Source organism: Methanopyrus sp. SNP6 (genome assembly GCF_002201895.1).
Taxonomy (GTDB): Archaea; JAADCQ01; Methanopyri; order Methanopyrales; family Methanopyraceae; genus Methanopyrus.
On the sequence record NZ_CP019436.1, the window covers coordinates 1,029,248 to 1,048,436 of the forward strand.

Annotated in this window: 22 protein-coding genes; 15 read left to right on the plus strand and 7 right to left on the minus strand. The window is 58.7% G+C overall.

What is annotated here, in order from left to right; genetic code table 11:
• Nucleotides 1-191: 191 nt before the first annotated feature.
• Entirely contained in the window at nucleotides 192-1,223 is a 1,032-nt protein-coding gene (locus tag BW921_RS05735; RefSeq protein WP_148688939.1) for a hypothetical protein, read from the minus strand.
• A 12-nt stretch (nucleotides 1,224-1,235) separates the two neighbouring features.
• Between BW921_RS05735 and BW921_RS05740 the strand changes: the two genes are divergently transcribed.
• Entirely contained in the window at nucleotides 1,236-2,027 is a 792-nt protein-coding gene (locus tag BW921_RS05740; RefSeq protein ID WP_168168793.1) for an S-adenosyl-l-methionine hydroxide adenosyltransferase family protein, read from the plus strand.
• A gap of 34 nt (nucleotides 2,028-2,061) precedes the next feature.
• Here the strand turns inward: BW921_RS05740 and BW921_RS05745 are convergent, their stop codons facing one another.
• Nucleotides 2,062-3,561 carry an NAD(P)H-hydrate dehydratase gene (locus tag BW921_RS05745; RefSeq protein WP_148688941.1) on the minus strand — a complete coding sequence of 500 codons (1,500 nt, stop codon included), beginning with the start codon at nucleotides 3,559-3,561 and terminating at the stop codon, nucleotides 2,062-2,064.
• Nucleotides 3,562-3,683: 122 nt separating this feature from the next.
• On the opposite strand from BW921_RS05745, the gene BW921_RS05750 reads away from it, so the two are divergent.
• The 3 genes from BW921_RS05750 to BW921_RS05760 are packed head-to-tail and all read left to right on the plus strand — an operon-like array spanning nucleotide 3,684 to nucleotide 5,819.
• Nucleotides 3,684-4,463 carry an ATP-binding cassette domain-containing protein gene (locus tag BW921_RS05750; RefSeq protein ID WP_088336501.1) on the plus strand — a complete coding sequence of 260 codons (780 nt, stop codon included), beginning with the start codon at nucleotides 3,684-3,686 and terminating at the stop codon, nucleotides 4,461-4,463.
• Nucleotides 4,460-5,170, plus strand: a complete 711-nt coding sequence (locus BW921_RS05755) for a GTP-binding protein (protein WP_148688942.1) — start codon at nucleotides 4,460-4,462, stop codon at nucleotides 5,168-5,170. The genes BW921_RS05750 and BW921_RS05755 overlap by 4 nt, the downstream gene beginning before the upstream one ends.
• Complete coding sequence (locus BW921_RS05760) at nucleotides 5,139-5,819, plus strand: (Fe-S)-binding protein (protein WP_148688943.1); 681 nt, start codon at nucleotides 5,139-5,141, stop codon at nucleotides 5,817-5,819. The genes BW921_RS05755 and BW921_RS05760 overlap by 32 nt, the downstream gene beginning before the upstream one ends.
• A 153-nt stretch (nucleotides 5,820-5,972) precedes the next feature.
• Here the strand turns inward: BW921_RS05760 and BW921_RS05765 are convergent, their stop codons facing one another.
• From BW921_RS05765 to BW921_RS05775, 3 genes are read right to left on the minus strand one after another with little or no spacing between them, the layout of a single operon-like run.
• The gene (locus BW921_RS05765) at nucleotides 5,973-6,887 is read right to left on the minus strand and encodes a DUF89 domain-containing protein (RefSeq protein WP_148688944.1); all 915 of its coding nucleotides are present in this window, start codon (nucleotides 6,885-6,887) and stop codon (nucleotides 5,973-5,975) included.
• Nucleotides 6,888-6,902: 15 nt separating this feature from the next.
• Nucleotides 6,903-8,147: a hypothetical protein gene (locus tag BW921_RS05770; RefSeq protein ID WP_148688945.1), complete on the minus strand. Its 1,245-nt coding sequence runs from the start codon at nucleotides 8,145-8,147 to the stop codon at nucleotides 6,903-6,905.
• Nucleotide 8,148: 1 nt separating this feature from the next.
• The gene (locus BW921_RS05775; protein ID WP_148688946.1) at nucleotides 8,149-8,580 is read right to left on the minus strand and encodes a secondary thiamine-phosphate synthase enzyme YjbQ; all 432 of its coding nucleotides are present in this window, start codon (nucleotides 8,578-8,580) and stop codon (nucleotides 8,149-8,151) included.
• Between the two features lie 3 nt (nucleotides 8,581-8,583).
• On the opposite strand from BW921_RS05775, the gene BW921_RS05780 reads away from it, so the two are divergent.
• The 3 genes from BW921_RS05780 (at nucleotide 8,584) to BW921_RS05790 (ending at nucleotide 11,238) form a co-directional block, all read left to right on the plus strand.
• Nucleotides 8,584-9,330 carry a mechanosensitive ion channel family protein gene (locus tag BW921_RS05780; RefSeq protein ID WP_148688947.1) on the plus strand — a complete coding sequence of 249 codons (747 nt, stop codon included), beginning with the start codon at nucleotides 8,584-8,586 and terminating at the stop codon, nucleotides 9,328-9,330.
• 111 nt (nucleotides 9,331-9,441) lie between these two features.
• A complete protein-coding gene (locus BW921_RS05785; RefSeq protein ID WP_148688948.1) occupies nucleotides 9,442-10,341 on the plus strand; it encodes a formylmethanofuran--tetrahydromethanopterin N-formyltransferase in 900 nt (299 codons plus the stop codon).
• 3 nt (nucleotides 10,342-10,344) lie between these two features.
• Entirely contained in the window at nucleotides 10,345-11,238 is an 894-nt protein-coding gene (locus tag BW921_RS05790; RefSeq protein ID WP_148688949.1) for a carbohydrate kinase family protein, read from the plus strand.
• 15 nt (nucleotides 11,239-11,253) lie between these two features.
• Here the strand turns inward: BW921_RS05790 and BW921_RS05795 are convergent, their stop codons facing one another.
• Both BW921_RS05795 and BW921_RS05800 read right to left on the minus strand, forming a co-directional pair.
• Nucleotides 11,254-11,970, minus strand: coding sequence for a 7-carboxy-7-deazaguanine synthase QueE (locus BW921_RS05795; RefSeq protein ID WP_236953814.1), 717 nt, complete (start codon nucleotides 11,968-11,970; stop codon nucleotides 11,254-11,256).
• A 2-nt stretch (nucleotides 11,971-11,972) separates the two neighbouring features.
• Entirely contained in the window at nucleotides 11,973-12,446 is a 474-nt protein-coding gene (locus BW921_RS05800) for a 6-pyruvoyl tetrahydropterin synthase family protein (RefSeq protein ID WP_236953815.1), read from the minus strand.
• Nucleotides 12,447-12,651: 205 nt separating this feature from the next.
• On the opposite strand from BW921_RS05800, the gene pheT reads away from it, so the two are divergent.
• The 8 genes from pheT to BW921_RS05840 are packed head-to-tail and all read left to right on the plus strand — an operon-like array spanning nucleotide 12,652 to nucleotide 19,184.
• Nucleotides 12,652-14,418, plus strand: a complete 1,767-nt coding sequence (gene pheT, locus BW921_RS05805) for a phenylalanine--tRNA ligase subunit beta (RefSeq protein ID WP_236953816.1) — start codon at nucleotides 12,652-12,654, stop codon at nucleotides 14,416-14,418.
• 3 nt (nucleotides 14,419-14,421) lie between these two features.
• Nucleotides 14,422-15,648, plus strand: a complete 1,227-nt coding sequence (gene ftsZ, locus BW921_RS05810; RefSeq protein ID WP_148688953.1) for a cell division protein FtsZ — start codon at nucleotides 14,422-14,424, stop codon at nucleotides 15,646-15,648.
• 15 nt (nucleotides 15,649-15,663) lie between these two features.
• A complete protein-coding gene (locus BW921_RS05815) occupies nucleotides 15,664-15,849 on the plus strand; it encodes a protein translocase SEC61 complex subunit gamma (RefSeq protein ID WP_088335960.1) in 186 nt (61 codons plus the stop codon).
• 26 nt (nucleotides 15,850-15,875) lie between these two features.
• Nucleotides 15,876-16,367 carry a transcription elongation factor Spt5 gene (locus tag BW921_RS05820; protein ID WP_011019191.1) on the plus strand — a complete coding sequence of 164 codons (492 nt, stop codon included), beginning with the start codon at nucleotides 15,876-15,878 and terminating at the stop codon, nucleotides 16,365-16,367.
• Nucleotides 16,368-16,394: 27 nt separating this feature from the next.
• Nucleotides 16,395-16,892, plus strand: a complete 498-nt coding sequence (locus BW921_RS05825; RefSeq protein ID WP_088335962.1) for a 50S ribosomal protein L11 — start codon at nucleotides 16,395-16,397, stop codon at nucleotides 16,890-16,892.
• A gap of 13 nt (nucleotides 16,893-16,905) precedes the next feature.
• Complete coding sequence (locus BW921_RS05830) at nucleotides 16,906-17,550, plus strand: 50S ribosomal protein L1 (RefSeq protein WP_088335963.1); 645 nt, start codon at nucleotides 16,906-16,908, stop codon at nucleotides 17,548-17,550.
• A gap of 13 nt (nucleotides 17,551-17,563) precedes the next feature.
• A complete protein-coding gene (locus tag BW921_RS05835) occupies nucleotides 17,564-18,619 on the plus strand; it encodes a 50S ribosomal protein L10 (protein WP_148688954.1) in 1,056 nt (351 codons plus the stop codon).
• A gap of 22 nt (nucleotides 18,620-18,641) precedes the next feature.
• Nucleotides 18,642-19,184, plus strand: coding sequence for an NTPase (locus BW921_RS05840; RefSeq protein ID WP_148688955.1), 543 nt, complete (start codon nucleotides 18,642-18,644; stop codon nucleotides 19,182-19,184).
• Nucleotides 19,185-19,189: the final 5 nt, after the last annotated feature.

The window sequence follows — 19,189 nt, forward strand, 5'->3', positions numbered from 1 at the left end:
CGACACTGGCCCGTGTTCCGGGAAAGTGTATCCGGCCCGTCGGACGGCCGTTCATCCGCTGCGAGACGGCCGGTCACGGCCGCCGGGCGTAATTGTGCCGGACCGCAGCACGCCCGCCCTCATCTGTTCTTAGGCGGGACCGTCTCCTCGAGGGTAACTCCTCCACATAATAATTGTCCCTTTAGACCCCCTCAGAAGGATGGTGGATGTCGGAGGAGCGACACTAGGAGGAACACGATGAACGGCACCTTCAGATAACCGAGGTAGCTGCCTAAGGATGGGTATCCCGGATCCAAGTCCGCGGTCGCATCTATCAGCTTCAAGATGACGGCATAGAGTTTCCAGGGCATGCCGAGCCACGGGATCGTTAATGACCACTCGAGCGTGTCGAGTAACGCGAACAACCACTTCTGATATTCTGGACCTAACAACGAGAGGTTCCATCCGACCCCGATACCCGGGACGAAGAACGGCTCTCGCAACTTCACGGTCAGGCCCAGCAGGCCGCCTAGCACGGCTTTGCTCAAATCGTCTAACAGAGCTATCGGCGCCATCTCGAGCGTGAGTACGAACTCGGATTCGACGGTTTCTAGCGCGTAGCGCGGACACTGAGCGGCCGTGATCAGCACCGAGAGTGTTACGAGCCCGAGCTCGATGAGATACCGGTCCACCGGGTACCGATCCCGTATCAAGGCTTCCCACGCGATCTTACCGTCAGTCAGCGCACCGTGGATCTCGACCGGTATCAGGTTGAGGAGGTTATTCCAAGCGGAGTCGAACGCTCCTTGGGGATCCAGCGGACTCAGCGCGGCCGATATCAGGGCACCGACCACGGGGCCCGCCATGGTGACCTCCGCGTCTTCTCGCGAGACGTTATCGAAAAATTTCACCGGATTCTCAACGTAGAGCAGCAGAACCTCCTTGTACCGCTTCCTGAGCTCCTCCTCTGGGGTACCCGGATCGTAAGGCCCTATGGTGACGAATCCTATTGGGAATTCTACATGGATGTCTACGCACTTCCCGTTCCTGCAGTGAAAAAGTATCTTCGGTGGAAACAGGTCGATCTGAACCCCGTCAATGCCTCCGCAGTACTCCGCCTCCACCAAAGCATGACCCAACTCATGTGCCAGCGTTCCCGTCAGATACACCGAACCCGTGAGGCCCGCGTACCCTGGAACCGCCACGATCGGTAGAACGAACGCGACGATCATAATCCGTTGCAAAGGGGGTTCCCCTTGCGTCTAATCACGTTGACCACGGACTTCGGACTCGGTTCTCCGTATCCTGCCCAGGTTAAAGCTGTGATTCTCAGAATCGCGGCCCCAAGCGTCGAGATAGTCGACGTAACCCACGAAGTCCCGGCACAGGACGTGGTGGCCGGTTCCTACGTGATGTCGGTCTCATGTCCGTGGTTCCCGCCTGGATCCGTCCACGTGGGTGTGGTGGATCCCGGGGTGGGGACCGAGCGTAGGGCTGTTCTACTGGAGACGGAGCGTGGGGACTTCTTGGTGGGACCGGACAATGGCCTCCTGATACCTCTCGCCGAAGAACTCGGTGGAATCGCCCAGGCCTTTCGTATCCTCGAGGACGAGGTCTCGGACTGGGAAGTCTCCGCTACCTTCCACGGACGCGACGTATTCGCTCCAGCCGCTGCGCGAGTGGCGTCAGGTGAGAGTCCTGAGAAGTTCTGCGAACCCTTAGATCCCGAGGAACTAGTCGAGCCACCGATCGCCGAACCTGAAGTGGACGACGGCCACGTGCGTGCCCGGGTGTGGTTTGTGGATGACTTCGGGAACATCATCACGAACGTCCGGTACGAAGAAGTGGACCTGCCCGAGACCGTGACGGTCCGCGTCTCCGGGGAATCCTTCGATGCTAGGCACGTCCACACGTACGGGGAGGCGGACTCCGGTGATCTGATCGTCCTACGGTCTTCTTCCGGCCACCTTGAAATCGCGGTCGTAGAGGGAAGCGCTGCCGAACTGCTCGGCGTCTCGACGGCCGACCGGCTCGAGATCCTCTACTGACCGTGCGGAAGGACCACGCGGTCCCCAGGTGAGGTTAACCCAGTCTCACCTCTGTTATGGACTCTGGCTCAGCCGCCCATGGATTTTTGAGAACCTTCGGGACGTACTCGGCGACGTCTTCCGCCGTGAGTCCCTGGGATAACTTCCGCTCCGCCAAACATCCGGCGCTCCCAACTACGAATGCTCCGATGCACGCAGCTTCGAACCCTTCCCTACACTGTGCTGCGACTCCGGCGATGACCCCGGCGAGTACGTCACCCGTGCCTCCTACAGTCATTGCCGGGGTTCCCGTGACGTTCCACCTGATCTCGCCGTCGGGGGACCCGATGACGTCAACCCTACCCTTCAGAAGGATAGTGCATCCGAGTTCCTCCGAAACCCGCCGGACGACTTCCGAACGATCCTCGAGAGATCTCCCCAGTTCCTTTCCGAACTCCCTCCTGAACTCTCCCGCATGTGGAGTCAGAACGAACTTGTCATCCACGTTCACCTCAGAAATCCCTCGTAGTCCGTCGGCGTCGACGACAATCACCCCGTCAAAGGACTCCGCCAGCTCTTTCAGTATCCCGACGGAGTCCGCGTCCGCGCCGAGTCCGGGCCCGACTAATACGGTATCCACGTCCTCGAGGTCAGCTTCCTCCAAGTGCTCAGGCACGAGCCGCTCCGCGGAGACCGTTCTGTAGATGACGTTCGGGTCGTTTTTGGGTACCGTGTCGACGGTTAGCAGGAAGACAAGGTCCGCACCGGCCCTGAGCGCGCCTCGTGCGGCCAGCTGTGGCGCTCCAATGTACTTCCGCGAGCCGCCTATGATCAGTACGCGGCCGTGGTGGCCCTTATGCGACCAGGGATCGCGCCGTAGGATATCCGAGGCGATGAGGTCGCCCGGGCCGCAGATCTGCTCGGCTATCTTGGGGATCCCCGCGTTCACCCTCCGGAGGAACACGTCCCGTAGCTTCCGAACGCCGCGTTTATGCCGATGTATCGACACTACCAGGTCCGCTTCGACGGCGACGTCTGGTGCCTCTCCGCTATCGGGATCGAGCCCTGTAGGGACGTCGATGGAGACTACTCGCGCCCCCGCACGAGAGGCCTCGTTGATCCGAAGGACTGCCGATCTCACAGGTTCGCGAAGCCGTCCCCGGATCCCGAACCCGAGGAGCGCGTCTACGACCACGTCCCGCTCGAAATCGACACTCTCCAGATCTTCCGAATCTCGGACCTCCTTGACGGGAATCCCCGCGCGGTCCAGCCTCCTGAGGTTCAATTTGGCCGCCTCGTTTTTGACGGTTTCACACCGTCCCACGAGGAGCACCTCGACGTCCACTCCCTCGGAGTCCAGGTGGCGGGCGGTGACGAACCCGTCCCCACCGTTTCCACCTGTACCACAGACGACCAAGACGTCGTTCGGGGAGTACTCCTCGATCACTACCCTAGCCACGCCAGCTCCGGCATTCTCCATCATGAAATCCTCTTCGAAACCCAACCACCGCGAGTTTAGCTCGATCCTCCTCATCTCCCTCGAGGTGATGAACACGGATCCCGCCCCCGAGTGTGCGGAGAACGGGAACGTGAGTGTACTCGTTCCACCGGAAGCGTCAACTGGGGGAAAACACGGATTAGGGACCGTATGGTTTTCGCGGTGGGGGAAAATCGGCCGTGGAGGTTCACGAGCTTACGATTCTAGGCGGTACCGATAAAGATGGTCGGCCCGAGCCTGTCCGGGAACTCACCCTAGAACGTGGAACGATAGTCGCGGTCGTAGGTCCCACAGGCTCAGGTAAATCCGCGCTACTACGTGACGTCGAAATCCTAGCGCAGGGTGACACAGAGACAAGTCGCAGAATCCTGCTCGACGGTGAGGAACCGTCTGATGATCTCCGGTTCGATCCGGAGCACCGTCTTGTTGCCCACGTGACCCAAACCATGGGATTCCTCGCCGACTGTACCGTCCGCGAGTTCGTCGAGATACACGCTGAGAGTCGTGGCGTCGACGTCGACCCGGAGGAGGTTGTCGATGTTGCCAACCGCTTCACGGGCGAACCGATAGATCCGGACATGAAGATGACCGAACTCAGCGGTGGTCAGTCTCGCTCGCTCATGATAGCTGATGTGGCTCTGATTAGCGACTCGCCCATCATCCTCATCGACGAAATCGAGAACGCGGGAATCCGCAAACACGAGGCTCTCGATGAGCTTACGGCGCGAGATAAGATCGTCCTCTTGGTCACTCACGACCCCGTCGTGTCCTTACGATCCGATTTCCGGATCGTCATGCGAAACGGAGCTATGACCAAGATAGTGGAGACGACGCAGCGAGAACGGGAAGTTGCCGAGCTCCTCGAGCGAGTGGATACATGGCTCCTCGATCTCCGAAACCGCGTCCGCTGTGGCGAGCGACTGGACGATGTCGAACTACCCCTGGGGGCCGAGACGTGAAGCTGGTAATAGTCTCGGGTACGCCCGGATCCGGTAAGACCGCCGTCATTCTCAACGCACTGGAACGACTACTCGACCAGTACAATCCCGCCGTCGTCAAAGTCGACTGCCTCCGCACCGACGATCACGAGGTGTACCGTGAGCGCTTAGGGATCCCTGCTACCGACGCCTTATCTAAGGACATGTGTCCCGACCACTTCGCGGCCTATAACCTCGAACACATGGTTCGATGGGCCGAGGAACACGGTGCAGACCTGCTCGTCGTGGAAACCGCGGGTCTCTGTCTTCGCTGCGCACCCTACGTCGATGCCTGCCTCGGAGTCTGCGTCGCCGACGTCACCTTAGGCCCGAACTCCCCGGCCAAGGTCGGTCCCTTCCTGCAGACTGCCGACGTCGTCTGCGTCAATAAGGGTGACCTTGTCTCTCAGGCCGAACGCGAGGTCTACGTTCGGAAGGTGGCTGAGGTGAATCCAGATTGTCGAGTCATCGAGACCAACGGACTCACCGGAGCCGGGTGTGAACTACTCGCGCGACTGATCGAAGAGGAAGCCCCCGAGCTGCCCAACACCCTAGACGAAGTCAGACTCCGTGAGAAGGCTCCACTCGCCGTCTGCACGCTCTGCGTGGGCGAGACACGGGTTGCCGAGCGCTACCATCGTGGGGTGCTCAGGCGCATTGACGGATTCACGGAGTACCGAGGCGAGTAAGCTCGTCGAACTGCTTCCTGGGTTCCACTGTGGGGCCTGCGGGTACGACCGATGCGATGACTTCGCGGAGGCACTGGTCCGTGGGGAGGCCAGTCTCGACGACTGCCCCTACCTTCAAACCGAGCGGTTCGCCGAGGAGAGCCGACGGCTCGGGAAACTCTTGGAGGAGATCGGAGAAGTCGAAGGAACACGCCCCAGCATCACCGGGGTCCTAGACGGCTATGAGGCCGACTTAGTGCTTTCACCCCTTCCGGACGAGCCAGCCTGTCGTGAGATCCTCCATCCTTTCTGGTCTGAAGCCGATATCGAGGAAGGTGACGTCATCCGATACAGGCCATGGGGTTGTCCTATCACGCATTTCGCACGCGTTCTCGACGCGGAGAAGAGCCTCCTGACGGTCCATATTGTAGGACCTAAGCACCGACTCGGCGAAACGGACTTCGAGTATAAAGACGTCGGCCTGTGTCTCGTAGTCGGGTTCGAAGGGATCGTATCGGAGGGTAGGGTGCCTAACGTCGGGGAGACGGTCCGGTTCGTTCCGGAGCACTGCATGATGCAGAAAGTCCACTCTGGGGTGGTTATCGAAGCGGTAGGTGACCGGTTGCGCATAGAGTGCATCGATCTGAAGGTTTGGGCTCCTCTGAAGTAGCCTCGGCTCAACGACGGGTCACGTGGTCCGTTCCGGTTATCCCTCGCTTAAGAAGAAACGCGATAGTTTCAGCTATGGCAGAGCCCCTTGGGGATGAGGAGCGAGGAACCCTGCAGAACGATCGGGTGAAGAGGGGTCGACTTACCGACCCACTCACCCAACGATCTCCCTCCACCGTCGGACGTTCTCTTCGTCTGGTTCCCAGCGCAGTGCCACGTTACTCCCTACTTCGACCCCTAGCTCCTCGGCGACGGGCTCGCACTTGGCCCTCAGTAGGAAATACACAGGCACATCGGGGAACGGTTCCTCCGGGATGGACTCGAAGTTCCCCTGCCCTTTGGATATCACCACGTCTGCGTAGGACAATTCCTCGGCGAACTCATCGCTGACCTCAGTCGTGAGCAGTCCGAGCATCTCGGTCCCCGTGTCGATCACGTCGCAGATCTCGGTAATACCAACTTGCTCGGCGTCCTCCCGCGTGGCGTCGTTCACTATCGGACCACCGCGGACGGCCACTACCACGTCGCACTCCAACTCTTCCACCAACACCTCGATCAGCAGCTTATCCAGGGCGATCTCTCCCGCGTTGTCGCACAGATAGAGCACGCGTGCGCCTCTGAAATCCTCAGGTTTCAGGTCGAAGACAGTGAACCCTGCACCACTGATCTCCTCCCGGAGTTCGTCTAGGTCGAACTCGTGACCTGCCACCGCGAAGTCGATAGTGTTGCCGACGATCGCTGCGGCCGCGGCCTTCTTCAGGAGTTCCTCAGGGTCCTCGATATTCTCGAGATCGCTCTCGAGCTCCTGCGCGACCGCCGCCGCACGCTCGTTGGCCCGCCGCTTCTCCTCTCGGTAGGGGTCCGGATCCTCCGAGTACTTCATAACGGTTCGTTGTGCTTCGGTACCCAGCTTAGGAGGTTGGGGTGTGGGTTCCATTCGGTACAACTCGCTAACACATTCGGTCGCTGCTAGGATGGCCTCCTTCTGACGGTCCTCCGGGACAGCTCGTTCGACGGTGTTTACCGCGATTTCAAGCACGCACGGTACACACCGTGGTACTGCCCTCATTACCGATGCCCCCTGTCACTTCAGGAACAGCCACTGCAGGTCGTGTGGCACCTTCGTATGTTCCAGTGGCCACAACCCGAACGGTGCAGGTGATATCAGCAGGACGAGCAGGGACACCAGCAGCAAGGCGGGTAGCCAACTTTTGCTCTCGTCATCGTCCAAGAACGAGCGGTCGGACGGTAGTTTCGCCGTTATCTTAACCAGCACGATCACGGTCGCAACCGCTATGTGGTACCAGTGCAGGAAGCCTTGGAAGAACGCCGACATCACGGAGAACCACTTGACGGTGCGGGTATCGTAGTAATATCGCACGATGTATCCTCCTTCGAGCGGGTACACCGGCAGGGCTGAGAGCCAGGTGATGATGAGTCCCGCCCATCCAGCCAACGTGATCGGGTTCGCGACGATTCCGAGCTCGCGCGATAGGGACAGCGTCCACAGGTTGTGCCACACGAGCATTCGGACTGGCGTATGGTCGAACACGGCACCGAGGAGGAATGTCGCGGTGGATAGTAGGAATCCGGACACCAGACCGGCCACGCCTATCCGGCATAGCGATTCGACTAGCATAGGTCGAACTTCCGAGCGAATCACGGAGGAGAAGGCTCCCGGGAAGGGAGGAACCGCGAGGAAAAACGGCAGGCGCGGTCGGAGGCCCTCTACTTTCGCTACCCAGAGCTTCACGATCTCCTTTCCGAAGTAAATCGCCGAGAACGCGAGTGCGAACTCCACCGCGGCCCAGGTCGAGCCGAACGCCAACCACCCACCCAAGTACGCGAATACCGGAACCGAAATCCCTAGCAGAACCAGCCATCCCGGCTCCTGCTCTGGGACTTCGAAACGCTGTACGACCAGCCTACCGGCCTTCCCTTCCGGTTCCGCTGTGAATTTCATCTCAGCCAGCTTCCTAGCCAGGCGACGCGCGTCTCCCTTCCGCTCGTAGTGGAAAACGACCGAACTGTCCTCCCGGATACGGAACTCCTTTACCTCGTATCCTGCGCCTTCGAGGGCCTTTTCAATGCTCTTGACGTCTTTATACGATGGAAACATCGACGGGTCGGCATTCGTTCGGAACACACCCTCGACTAGCAACGTCCCACCACATTCGGGGCACTTACCCTTCCGCTCGTATACTACCTCATGATCGTGAGGTTTGAACTCGAAGTAATCGCAATCGTCACACGCGAGCAGGGTTACCAGCTCGTACTCTTCCTCTACCTTTTCGGCCGCCACGGGCTCCAGGGGTAACTGCCGTCTCATTTCACTCCCCCACCACAGTCACGAGCAGACGACGAGATCGCGGGCCGTCTAACTCCACGAACAGCACGGATTGCCACGTTCCCAGTACAAGATCACCGTCGGACACGGGAATGGTAACGGAATTCCCTAGGAGTATAGCGCGCAGGTGTGCGTCGGCGTTGTTGTCGATTCTATCGTGTTCGTATCCCGCATCTTGTGGCACCAGCTCTTCAAGCTTATTAACGATATCACGGAGGAGACCCGACTCAGGCTCGTTCACGACCACGGTCGCGGTGGTGTGCCGCGAGTACACGTGAGCGATCCCTTCCTTCACTCCGCTCTCCTTAACTTTCTCTTTGACCTGATCGGTGACGTCGATCACCTGAACCCTGCGTTCCGACTTGATCCTCAGCTCAGCCTGGTACACTGACAACGACCGCACCCCGGGGGACATCCTGTGGAACTGCCGTCGATGAAGCTACCGTCGGCACATGTGGAGCCGCTGAAGCTGGCCACGGCGATCGTAATAGCCTTGCTCCTCGTGAAGATTATGGGTCGAGCGGCTAGGGTCGTTCGGGGTAAGCTCGAAGAGGAGGGCTTACAGGATTTGGGGTGGTGGGTGGAGAAGACGCTTCTCTACGGTTCTTACCTACTGGCGTTCTCGATAGTTCTCGAGTCCCTAGGGATGAGCATCTGGGCCCTCGTCACCGGATTGGGGCTGGCCGGAGCCGGTATCGCGGTAGCTGCCCGTGATCTCATTGCGAACCTACTAGCGGGTCTGTACCTGGCACTGGAGCGCCCTTTCGAGGTTGGTGACAGGATTCGAGTCGGTGAATACTCGGGGGAGGTTGTTGACCTCCGAATTCGGTGTACGGTGTTGAAGTCCAGAGGTCGTAGGATAGTCATCCCAAACTCCGTCCTAGTCAACGAGACCGTAGAGAGACTGGACGATTCCGACGAGTGTGAGTTCGAGGTTGTGGTGGAAGGATCCCCTAATGAAATCGGGCGACGGCTGGCCGCGCTCGAAGGAGAATTGGACTCCCTAAAGCTGAAGTATTACGACATCTCGGTGGAACGTGTGGAGTCGGGCAGGGCGCTGGTCCGGGTACGGGCGGCTGGGAAAGAAGTGGATAGTGTGCACGGGGCGGTTCGACGCGCGCTCGTGAAGAGGCCTGGCGGGACGGACCGCTGGGATGACGATTAACCGGGAGCCGGGAGCGGATTCCGCCCCGACCCCCTCATTGTTACACAGTCCGCAACGAACCGAGGATCCAGTTTATAATTACTTTCACTCTACCCCTCGGGGGGGAGTTAAGTGGAGATCAACGGGGTACCTGTAGAAGACACGTTCTGTGAGGCTTTCAAAGGTTTGTACGCACGATTCATTGTGACGGCTGCCGACGAACGTCCCCTGCGTGAGGCTGCTGAGAACGTCGCCGCTCTGCCGGCCACCGTCTTCGGCGAATCTGAGGCGGGCGTGGAACGCTGGTTGGACCCGGAGGAGACCCCGGACGACCGTCCTGGGTTCGTCGCCCAGGTGTGGGTGGAGTACGGCGATGACGCCGTGAAGAAACTGGAGCACGAGCTCGGGAAGCGCATACGTCAGGGTGTCCTGGTACGACCGACTACCAGAGTCTTCGACGCTTGCGAGGATCCGGACGGCTATATCGACACGGAACGCCCTATCGGCCGTTGCGCCGACGGATACGAATACACCGACGTACGTTTCGACCGGGAGATGGTCCACATCCCGATCATGATGGGCGAGTTCATGATCGAGCGTCGACTAGGGTACGCGGAAGGTGTCGCTGGAGGTTTAGTGTGGCTGTTCTGCGAGGACGTAGATGCCGCGCTCGAAGCCGGTTATCGTGCCGTTGATGCCTTGCGAGACGTAGAAGGCGTCATCACCCCATTCAACGTCTGTGCCGCCGGTTCGAAGCCTGAAACTATCTACCCGGACATCGGCCCGACGACCAACCACCCGTACTGTCCGACTCTCCGTGATAGAATCCTCGACTCGAAGGTCCCGGAAGGCGTCGAGGCGATCCCCGAGATCGTGATCAACGGGGTCTCGCTCGACGCGGTAAAGCGAGCGATCGGAATCGCTATCGAAGCCGCCACGGAGGTTGACGGGGTCGTCAAAGTGTCCGCCGGGAACTTCGGAGGTGAACTCGGCGACTACAGGATTCCGCTGCGGGAGTGCATTCGGGAGTGAGAGGTGTTGGACGCAGTGGGTCTCGGCGCCCTCAACTTGGACGAGCTCCTGTACATTCCCCGAATGCCAGAACGCGACGACTCGGTGCCTATCGAACGGAGGGTGCAGCGAGGAGGTGGGTCCGCGGCGAACACGATCTGTTGGCTCGCCTACCTCGGGAGGAAAGTGGGGTTCGTCGGGAAGGTCGGCAGCGATAACGCTGGGGATCTTCTACTTCGGGAGTTCGAAAAGCACGGTGTCGATACCTCAAGAGTCGTCAGGGGTGACGGATACAGCGGTACGGCGTTCTGTCTGGTCTCTGGAGATGACAGGAGGATCCTAGTCGATCCCGGGGTCAACGACGATCTTCGACCTGAAGAGGTCGATATCGACTACATTCGTGAAGCTCGCATACTCCATACGAGTTCGTTCATCGGGTTACGATCGGAGACGTCCCTGGAGACCCTGAAGCGGACCATGAAGGCGGTATCGGACGAGCTGATGGTGACTTTCTCTCCGGCCACGATGGTCTTGCGTGGCTGGTCCTATTTGGAACCGTACTTCGAAGCTGCTGATGTCGTGTTCCTCAACGAAACTGAGGCAGTTCACTTGACGGGCGATGTCGAGGAGACCCTCAACAGGCTGGCTGAACTCGTGGAAATAACTATCATCACCCGTGGGCCCGACCCCGCGATCGTCCAAGAAGGGACCGAAACCTCGGAAGTGGCACCGGAGCCCGTTCCGGAGGAAGACATCGTAGATCCTACTGGGGCAGGGGATGCTTTCGCTGCTGGATTCATCGAAGGCATTCTACGGGGTGAATCGGCCGACCGGTGCTGCGAGCGCGGTCACGCGGTAGCCGCAGAGTGTCTGAGAATCGAAGGATGTCGTCCCCCCAGCGAAGGGCGCCCCGAATAGTGGCTCCGAGGACAATCACTTCGGGATGAAATCCACAAGCTTGTGCACTTGCGGCAACACCCGCACGTCGGAGTCCACCAGTCCGGCTAATCTCCAGAGATCCTCGAGGTCGTGCTCAGAGCCCGTCGCCGGCTGCAGGAATATCGGCTCTACACCCAGCCGATGAAGTCCCTTCAGTGCACCCTCGGCGTGCCGGTAACATTCTTCGTTCACCAGCACCACCTTAGCGTAAACCTCTGCGTTGATCCTCTCGAGGAACCTCAGACAGCGGTCTGGAAAATCTTCCATATTGGGACCGTGTGACGGCAATTTCACGTCCGCGGAAACTGCATCCACCAATCTGTCGATTAATGGAGCTCGGTCGGGCAACGAGGCGTTGGTCTCGAGCAGTACCCTGAATCCGCGTTCACGGAGCCCTTCGATCAACCTCTTCAGTGCGCTCCACGGCTGGACTAGAGGTTCTCCCCCGGTTAACGAGATTATTCCGAACGTATCCTCCAGGTCCTCTAACTTCACCAGCACTTCGACGACGTCCTCCGGTCCGCATGGGACCGGGAGCTCGAGTTTCACCTCTCCGCTCACACGTCGAACCGGGGCCCTCCGGTGGCTGCTCCGGGAGGCCGGTTCGTCACAGTATACGCATCTCAGGTTACATCCTGAGAATCGGACGAACGCCTGCGGTTCCCCCACGAACTTGCCCTCTCCCTGCAGTGAGAGGAATACCTCGTACACGTTCAATCCAGGCGTCGGACGACCTCTGCCCCCTGTCCCCATCCCTCGTCCACCCGGATGCGTAGTTCCTTCAGATTGTCACCTGATAGCTTGCGCTCCAACTCGTCCGCTAAGTACTCTGCCAAGTCTTCGGCCGATAGTGAACTGGTAGGGATCAGTACAACATCCTCCCTAGGAAACACGTAGCGTTTGCCGTCCGATAATCGAACCGTGATCTCGTCCTCGGATTCCTCGATCTCGAAAAGTTCGGACTCGGTCGGTAACAACACCCGATGATCCAGGGGATTTATCAGCTCTCGCACCGCGCTCTTGAGCTCGTCGAAGTCGTACACAAAGCCGTGTGGTTCCGTACGCTCCCCGAGCAGCTCAACCGATACATGGTACGTGTGACCGTGCAATCGACCGCACTTACCATGTCCTGGGATCACGTGGCACGCCGAAAACCTCAGTCCTAACTCCCTACCGTCCAAATACACGCGCGGCAAACGTGCACCCCCGGCCGATGACGAGCAGCCGGAACACCGAGTGGTGACGAGCCCTGGCTTTACCGAGGCCTCGGGTCGGCGGTTAAGGCCCCCCTCATCGCTCGGCCACCGCCGTAGGTCCTCATCCCCGACTCGACCGGCGAGCTAACAGTATTAACGGTGTACCCGAGACGTTCGGGGGTGCCGAAGGTTGCCTGTGGTCACGATCCACTACGATAAGCTCGTGAAAATACTCGGAAGGGAAGTCTCGTTCGAGGAGCTAGCTCATAACCTCATCCCGATGCTAGGTAGCGATGTGGAGCGAGTCGACGAGCGTGAAATGGTGATCGAGACGGAGTTCTTTCCAAACCGTCCCGACCTGTATAGCGTGGAGGGCGTTGCGCGGGCTCTCAAGGGATTTCTGGGGATAGAGAAGGGCATACCCGAGTACCACGTTCGTCGCTCGGACGTGGAAGCACGGGTTGAAGAGAGCGTACTCGACGCGCGCCCATGCCTCGCGGTCGCAGTCGTCCGTGGCGTTGAGTTCGAGGACGAGCGTGACTTGGAGCATCTCATGGAGTTCCAGGAGCACCTCCACTGGGTGATAGGGAGAGATAGGAAAAAGGCTGCGATCGGTATCCACGACTTCGAGTCGATAGAGCCACCTCTTAGGTACTTCCTCGTGGATCCGAACGACAGGTCGTGGGCGTTCGAACCACTCGATCATCCGGGCGAGGAAATGACACCTGCCGATGTTCTCAGGCGGCACGAAAAGGGTCGGCAGTACGCCCACCTGGTGTCCGGTGGAGCTCCGATACTCGCGGACGAAGAAGGAGTGATTTCGTTCCCTCCAGTGATAAACTCGGAACGCACCAGGGTCACACAGGACACGACGGACCTACTCATCGACGTGACCGGTACCGACTGGCGGTCCGTGCTGGACGCGCTCCACGTAATCGTGTGCAACCTGGCCGAACGCGGCGCGGAGGTATTTACCGTTGAGATACTAGGAGCATACGAGCGGACAACTCCGACGATGGAACTCGACGTATGGGACGTCCCCGTGAGCGAAGCTCGGAAACTGTTAGGGATCGATCTCTCCGGCGAGCAGCTGGAGGGGCTGTTGGAACGCGCTCGGCACGAGGCCATCCTCGTTCCCGAGGGTGAGCGTGAGCTCAGGGAATACCCGCTCCCGGATGTGTACCACATCGAGGCTGATTGGCGTGAGATCCCACCGATACTCTACGAGGAGGACGTGGTACGGGTTTTCGTGGGGCCCTGGCGGACGAACGTACTTCACGAGTGGGACCTGATCGAAGATGCTGGAATTATGTACAATTACGACCGGTTCGAGCCTACGGTACCTGACTTTTACACGCCATCACGTGCGGATAGGGGACGCGAATTCATCAACGTCGTGCGTGATACTCTCGCGAGGATGAAATTCGTCGAAGTGAACTCCTTGACTCTCATCAGTCCGGAAGAGAACTATCGGAAAATGCGCCTCGAACCGGATGGCCGCGCGGTGAAGTTGGCTAATCCGATTCAGAGAGAGTACACGATCGTACGAACGTGGATCCTCCCATCTCTGATGCGTTTCCTCGCGGACAATAAGCACCGTCCGTATCCGCAACGGGTGTTCGAGCTCGGAGAGGTGATCGAACAGGACGAGAACGCGGAGACTGGTGCCAAAGACCGGTGGAAGCTGGCGCTGGCGATAGCCGGTCCCGGTGTAGGCTTCTCCGAGATTAAGTCCGTGGTAGAGGCACTACTGCGCGAACTGGGCGTCACCGGGTGGGAGATTACCGAGAGAAAACACCGATCATTTATTAATGGAAGGTGCGCCGCCGTACTCGTTGACGGGCAGGAGCTGGGTTTCTTCGGTGAAATCCACCCCGAGGTATTGACTGAGTTCGACCTCGAAGTGCCCGTAGTGGGTGGTGAGTTCGACGTCGCGGCCCTTAGAACGGCCGCCGGGTGGTGACACTTGGAGCAGATAGTGAAGAACGCGCTGGAGCGCGTCGAACGAGAGCAAGGGGGCGACGACACGCCGTCGTCCCGGGGGACCGACGACGATCAGGAGTTGATGGAAGTCCTTGAGCGGGCCCGGGCCAGGATACTCGTAGTCGGCGTGGGGGGAGCTGGTAACAACACCGCGACTAGGCTCAAAGAGGAGGGTATCGGAGGCGCCGAAGTAATAGCGATCAACACCGACGCTCAGGACCTCGTTTCGTGTAAGGCCGACCGGAAAGTGCTCATCGGATACGAGCTGACCCGAGGGTTAGGTGCCGGTGGTGATCCGCGCGTCGGCGAAGAGGCGGCTAAGGAGGACATAGAGAAGATCAAAGAGGTCGTCGAGGGCGCCGACATGGTGTTCGTCACCTGCGGTCTCGGCGGCGGCACCGGCACGGGAGCGGCACCTGTCATCGCTGAAGTCACCCGCAAGGAGGAGGGAGCGCTCACGATCGGTGTTGTCACTCTCCCGTTCTCGGTTGAAGGTAGGAGGAGGATAGAGAACGCCCTTGAGGGTTTGGAACGGTTGAGGCAAGTGGCCGATACGTGCATAGTCATTCCCAACGACCGCCTGCTGGAGATCGTCCCGGACCTCCCCATCGCGGCAGCTTTCAAGGTGGCGGATGAAGTCCTCATCAACGCCGTGAAAGGGATCACTGAGATGATCACACGACCCGGTCTCATGAACCTCGACTTCGCCGACGTGAGAGCTGTGATGGAGAACGGAGGTTTCGCCCTGATAGGCATAGGCGAAGCCGAGAACGATTCCGAATCCGGTAACAGGGCCGTTCAAGCCGTGGAGAACGCACTCAACAACCCGCTGGTCGACGTTGAAGTGAGCGGTGCCACCGGAGCCTTGGTCAACATTGTCGGTGGCAAGGACCTCACGCTCAAGGAGGCCGAGGAAGTCGTGGAGTTGGTAGCTTCGGAACTGTCGGAAGACGCCACGGTCATCTGGGGAGCTCAGATCGACGAGGACCTGAACGACGTGCTCCGCGTCACCGTAATAGTTACTGGGATCGAAGACGCTGACCTCGAGGCCATGTTCACAGGTCCGAAGCAGCCGAAACGTGCTGAAGTGAAGGAGATGACTGCCGAGTCTTCTCGACCCGAAAAAGTCCCGGAGGTGTCGAAAGGAGGTGCGGAATCGCCAGAAGGTGAGAAGCCGTCCTCACTCGAGGACCTGGAGAAGATCCTCTAAGGGGGCCAAGATTCCGTGAGCACCTACGAAGAACTGATCTCCCTGTTACGGGACTGTAAGCGCGTCCTTCGAGCCGCCCGGAAGCCTACCTGGGATGAGTACGTAGAATCGGCTAAGATCGCTGGACTCGGCATCCTCATCGTAGGCGGAGTGGGGTTCCTGATCAGAATGATTGTGCAGTTGATCGAGCTCTACACGTGAGTGGTGAGTGAGTGGGGTAGTTTGAATTGGCCGAAACCGATTCGACGAAGCTCTACGCCGTCCGCGTGCAGGCGGGTCGAGAGGAGGCCACCGCTGACATGCTCGTGATGCGCGCTCGAAGGAAGGTCAAAGAGGAAGGTATCGAAACTGGTTTAAAGGCTGTAATAGCTCCCGAGGAGCTCCGAGGATACGTAATCATCGAAGTCGAGGAGTTGACCGACGAGCTCAGAGATCTAATTCACGATCTTCCGGATACGCGCGGTATTGTTGAGAAACCTATGGATTTTGAGGAGATTGAACACTACTTCGCGCCTAAGCCCGAGGCCGTGGAAATCAGCGAAGGAGACGTCGTCGAGATACTCTCTGGACCCTTCAAGGGGGAGAAGGCACGGGTCGTCAGTGTGGATGAGTCACGTCGTGAGATAACGGTTGAGCTGCTGGAGGCCCCCGTACCCATCCCCGTAACGGTAAAAATGGACGCCCTGCGGCTCCTGCGGGAGGAGGAGTACGAAGGGTGAAACTAACGAATTAGGGGTGCGGTAATAATGCCGAAGGAAGAGGTCGAAGTTCTCATCGAAGGAGGTAAAGCTGACCCTGGACCGCCGCTCGGACCCGCCCTAGGTCCGCTCGGTGTTAATATACAGGAAGTTGTTGAAGAGATTAATCGTAAGACGAAAGACTTCGAAGGTATGGAAGTGCCAGTTAAGATCATAGTTGACACTGAAACTAGGGAGTTCGAAGTGAAAGTTGGATCGCCTCCGACTTCCGCGATAATAAAGTCAGAACTTGGTATTGATAAGGGAGCGCATGAACCTAGACACGAAACAGTTGGCGACCTCTCGATGGAACAGGTGATAAAAATAGCGAAAATGAAGTTCGACGACCTACTGTCCTACGATTTGAAGACAGCGGTTAAAGAGATCCTAGGAACATGTGGGAGTATGGGAGTTACGGTTGAAGGAAAGGACCCAAAGGAGGTTCAGAAAGAAATCGACGAAGGAAAGTGGGATGACCTGTTCGAGAAGTACGAGGAGGAAGGGTAAGGGGTGAGTGGGAGTGGCGATTACCGAGGAAGACTTGATCGAACCGCTCCGGAAGGTAGTAGAGTACTCTCCACCCCGTCGGTTCCTCGAGACCGTAGACATGATCGTCAACGTGAAGGGAGTCGATCTCTCCGATCCTTCCCAGCGCATCGACAAAGAGGTCGTACTCCCTCACGGTCGCGGCAAGCCCGTGAACGTTTGTGTCATCGCGGAAGGTGAGATGGCCCGAGAAGCTGAGAAGGTCGGGGCGACGGTCATCAACCGCGAAAAGCTCGAGGAACTCGCGGAGAATGTACGCGAAGCCAAGAAGATTGCCCGACGCCACGAGTTCTTCTATGCCCAGGTGGATTTGATGCCGGACGTGGGTAGGGTTTTAGGACCCGTCCTCGGTCCCCGCGGCAAGATGGCCAAGCCAGTGCCACCTAACGCCGATATCCGTGCACTCATCGAGCGGGCCCACCGGACCGCCAGGGTACGGATGCGCGACCAGCCGGTCATTCACACGGTAATCGGCGCCAGGAACATGGAGCCGGAGCAGCTCGCCGAGAACGCTATGACGGTCCTCCGGGAGGTAACTTCCGAGCTCGAGAAGAGCTGGGCCCAGATAGACTCCGTGTACGTTAAAACCACGATGGGCCCGGCGGAGCGGGTGTACTGATGGGGGACTGTGCATGACCGTCAAAGCGAAGGGACAGCCGCCCTCCGGCTACGAGCCTAAGGTCGCGGAGTGGAAGAGGAGAGAAGTTGAGGAACTCAAAGAGCTGATGGATGAGTACGAGAACGTGGGCCTCGTCAGCCTCGAGGGAATCCCGGCACCACAACTGCAGGAGATCAGGGCTAAGCTCCGCGAGCGTGATACCATCATCAGGATGTCCAGGAACACCCTGATGCGAATCGCACTTGAGGAAAAGCTTGACGAGCGACCCGAGCTGGAGCCACTACTGGATTACATCGAGGGTCCTGTGGCGTTTATCTTCACGAATTTCGATCCATTCAAGCTGTACAAGCTTCTGGAGGAGAGCAAAGCCTCAGCGCCCGCTAAGCCAGGTGATATCGCTCCAGAGGATATCGTCGTACCGGAAGGTCCCACACCGTTCGAACCCGGACCGATCGTAAGCGAGCTCCAGCAGGCCGGTCTACCGGCTCAGATCCAGGACGGAAAGGTAGTCATCACTAAGGATACTGTGTTGGTCAAGGAGGGGGAGGAAATAGACGAGAAGACAGCTGAGATTCTTAAGAAGCTCGAAATCGAGCCGATGGAGGTAGGAGTCGATATCGTAGCGATCGTAGCCGAAGGGACGCTCTTCGAGCGCGATGACCTCGCGATCGACTTCAACGAGTACGAAGACATGGTCAAGGAAGCCGCGCAGCACGCGTTTAACCTATCGATCAACGCGGCTATACCGACGGCGGAGACTGCGGACGTTATCGTCGCGAAGGCGCACGCGGAGGCGCTCAACCTGGCAGTCAACGCGGGAGTGCCAGTACCGGATGAAACGGTCATGGGATGTATCCTGGCCAAGGCTCACGGAGAGATGCTGGCATTGGCGGGAGCTATCGCCGAGGTGGACGAAGAAGCCCTCGATGAAGAGTTATTAGAGATGGTGAGCCGATCAGCCGAAGCGGTCGAGCGGGAGGAAGAGGAAGAAGAGGAAACCGAAGAGGAAGAAGCGGAAGAAGAGGAGGAAGAAGAGGCGGCAGCAGGTCTCGGAGCCCTATTCGGTTAACCGACCACGGGGGTCCTATTTCCTGCCTCATAACGTCGTTCTTACCGGTCGTCCCGGTATTGGCAAGACCACGGTTTGTCTCAAAGTTCGTAACGTTCTAGAGGAGAAGGGCTATACCGTCGGTGGAATCTATTGCCCCGAGATCAGGGAGAGTGGTCGACGGATAGGCTTCGAGATCGTCGACCTCACCGAGGGTGACCGGTACCTACTTGCGAGAGAAGGAGCTTCGGGGCCCAGAGTCGGCCGCTATGGGGTTTTCATAGATAACCTCGAACGGGCCGCCGAATCCATCGAACGTGCCGTGGAAGGGACCGACGTTGTGATCGTCGACGAGGTCGGCCCCATGGAGCTCAAGTCGAACACGTTCGTAGGCGCCGTGAGACGGGCGGCCGACGCGCATACACCCGCGATCTTCGTAGTGCATGAACGATCTCGACATCCTGTCGTAGTGGATCTTAGGGAGAAACGCACCGACGTCGTGCGTTTTCGGGTCACGCTCTTCAACAGGGATGAGTTACCCGACAGAATTCTCGAGTACGTGCTTGAGTGGTTGAGGGAGAGGTGATCGTC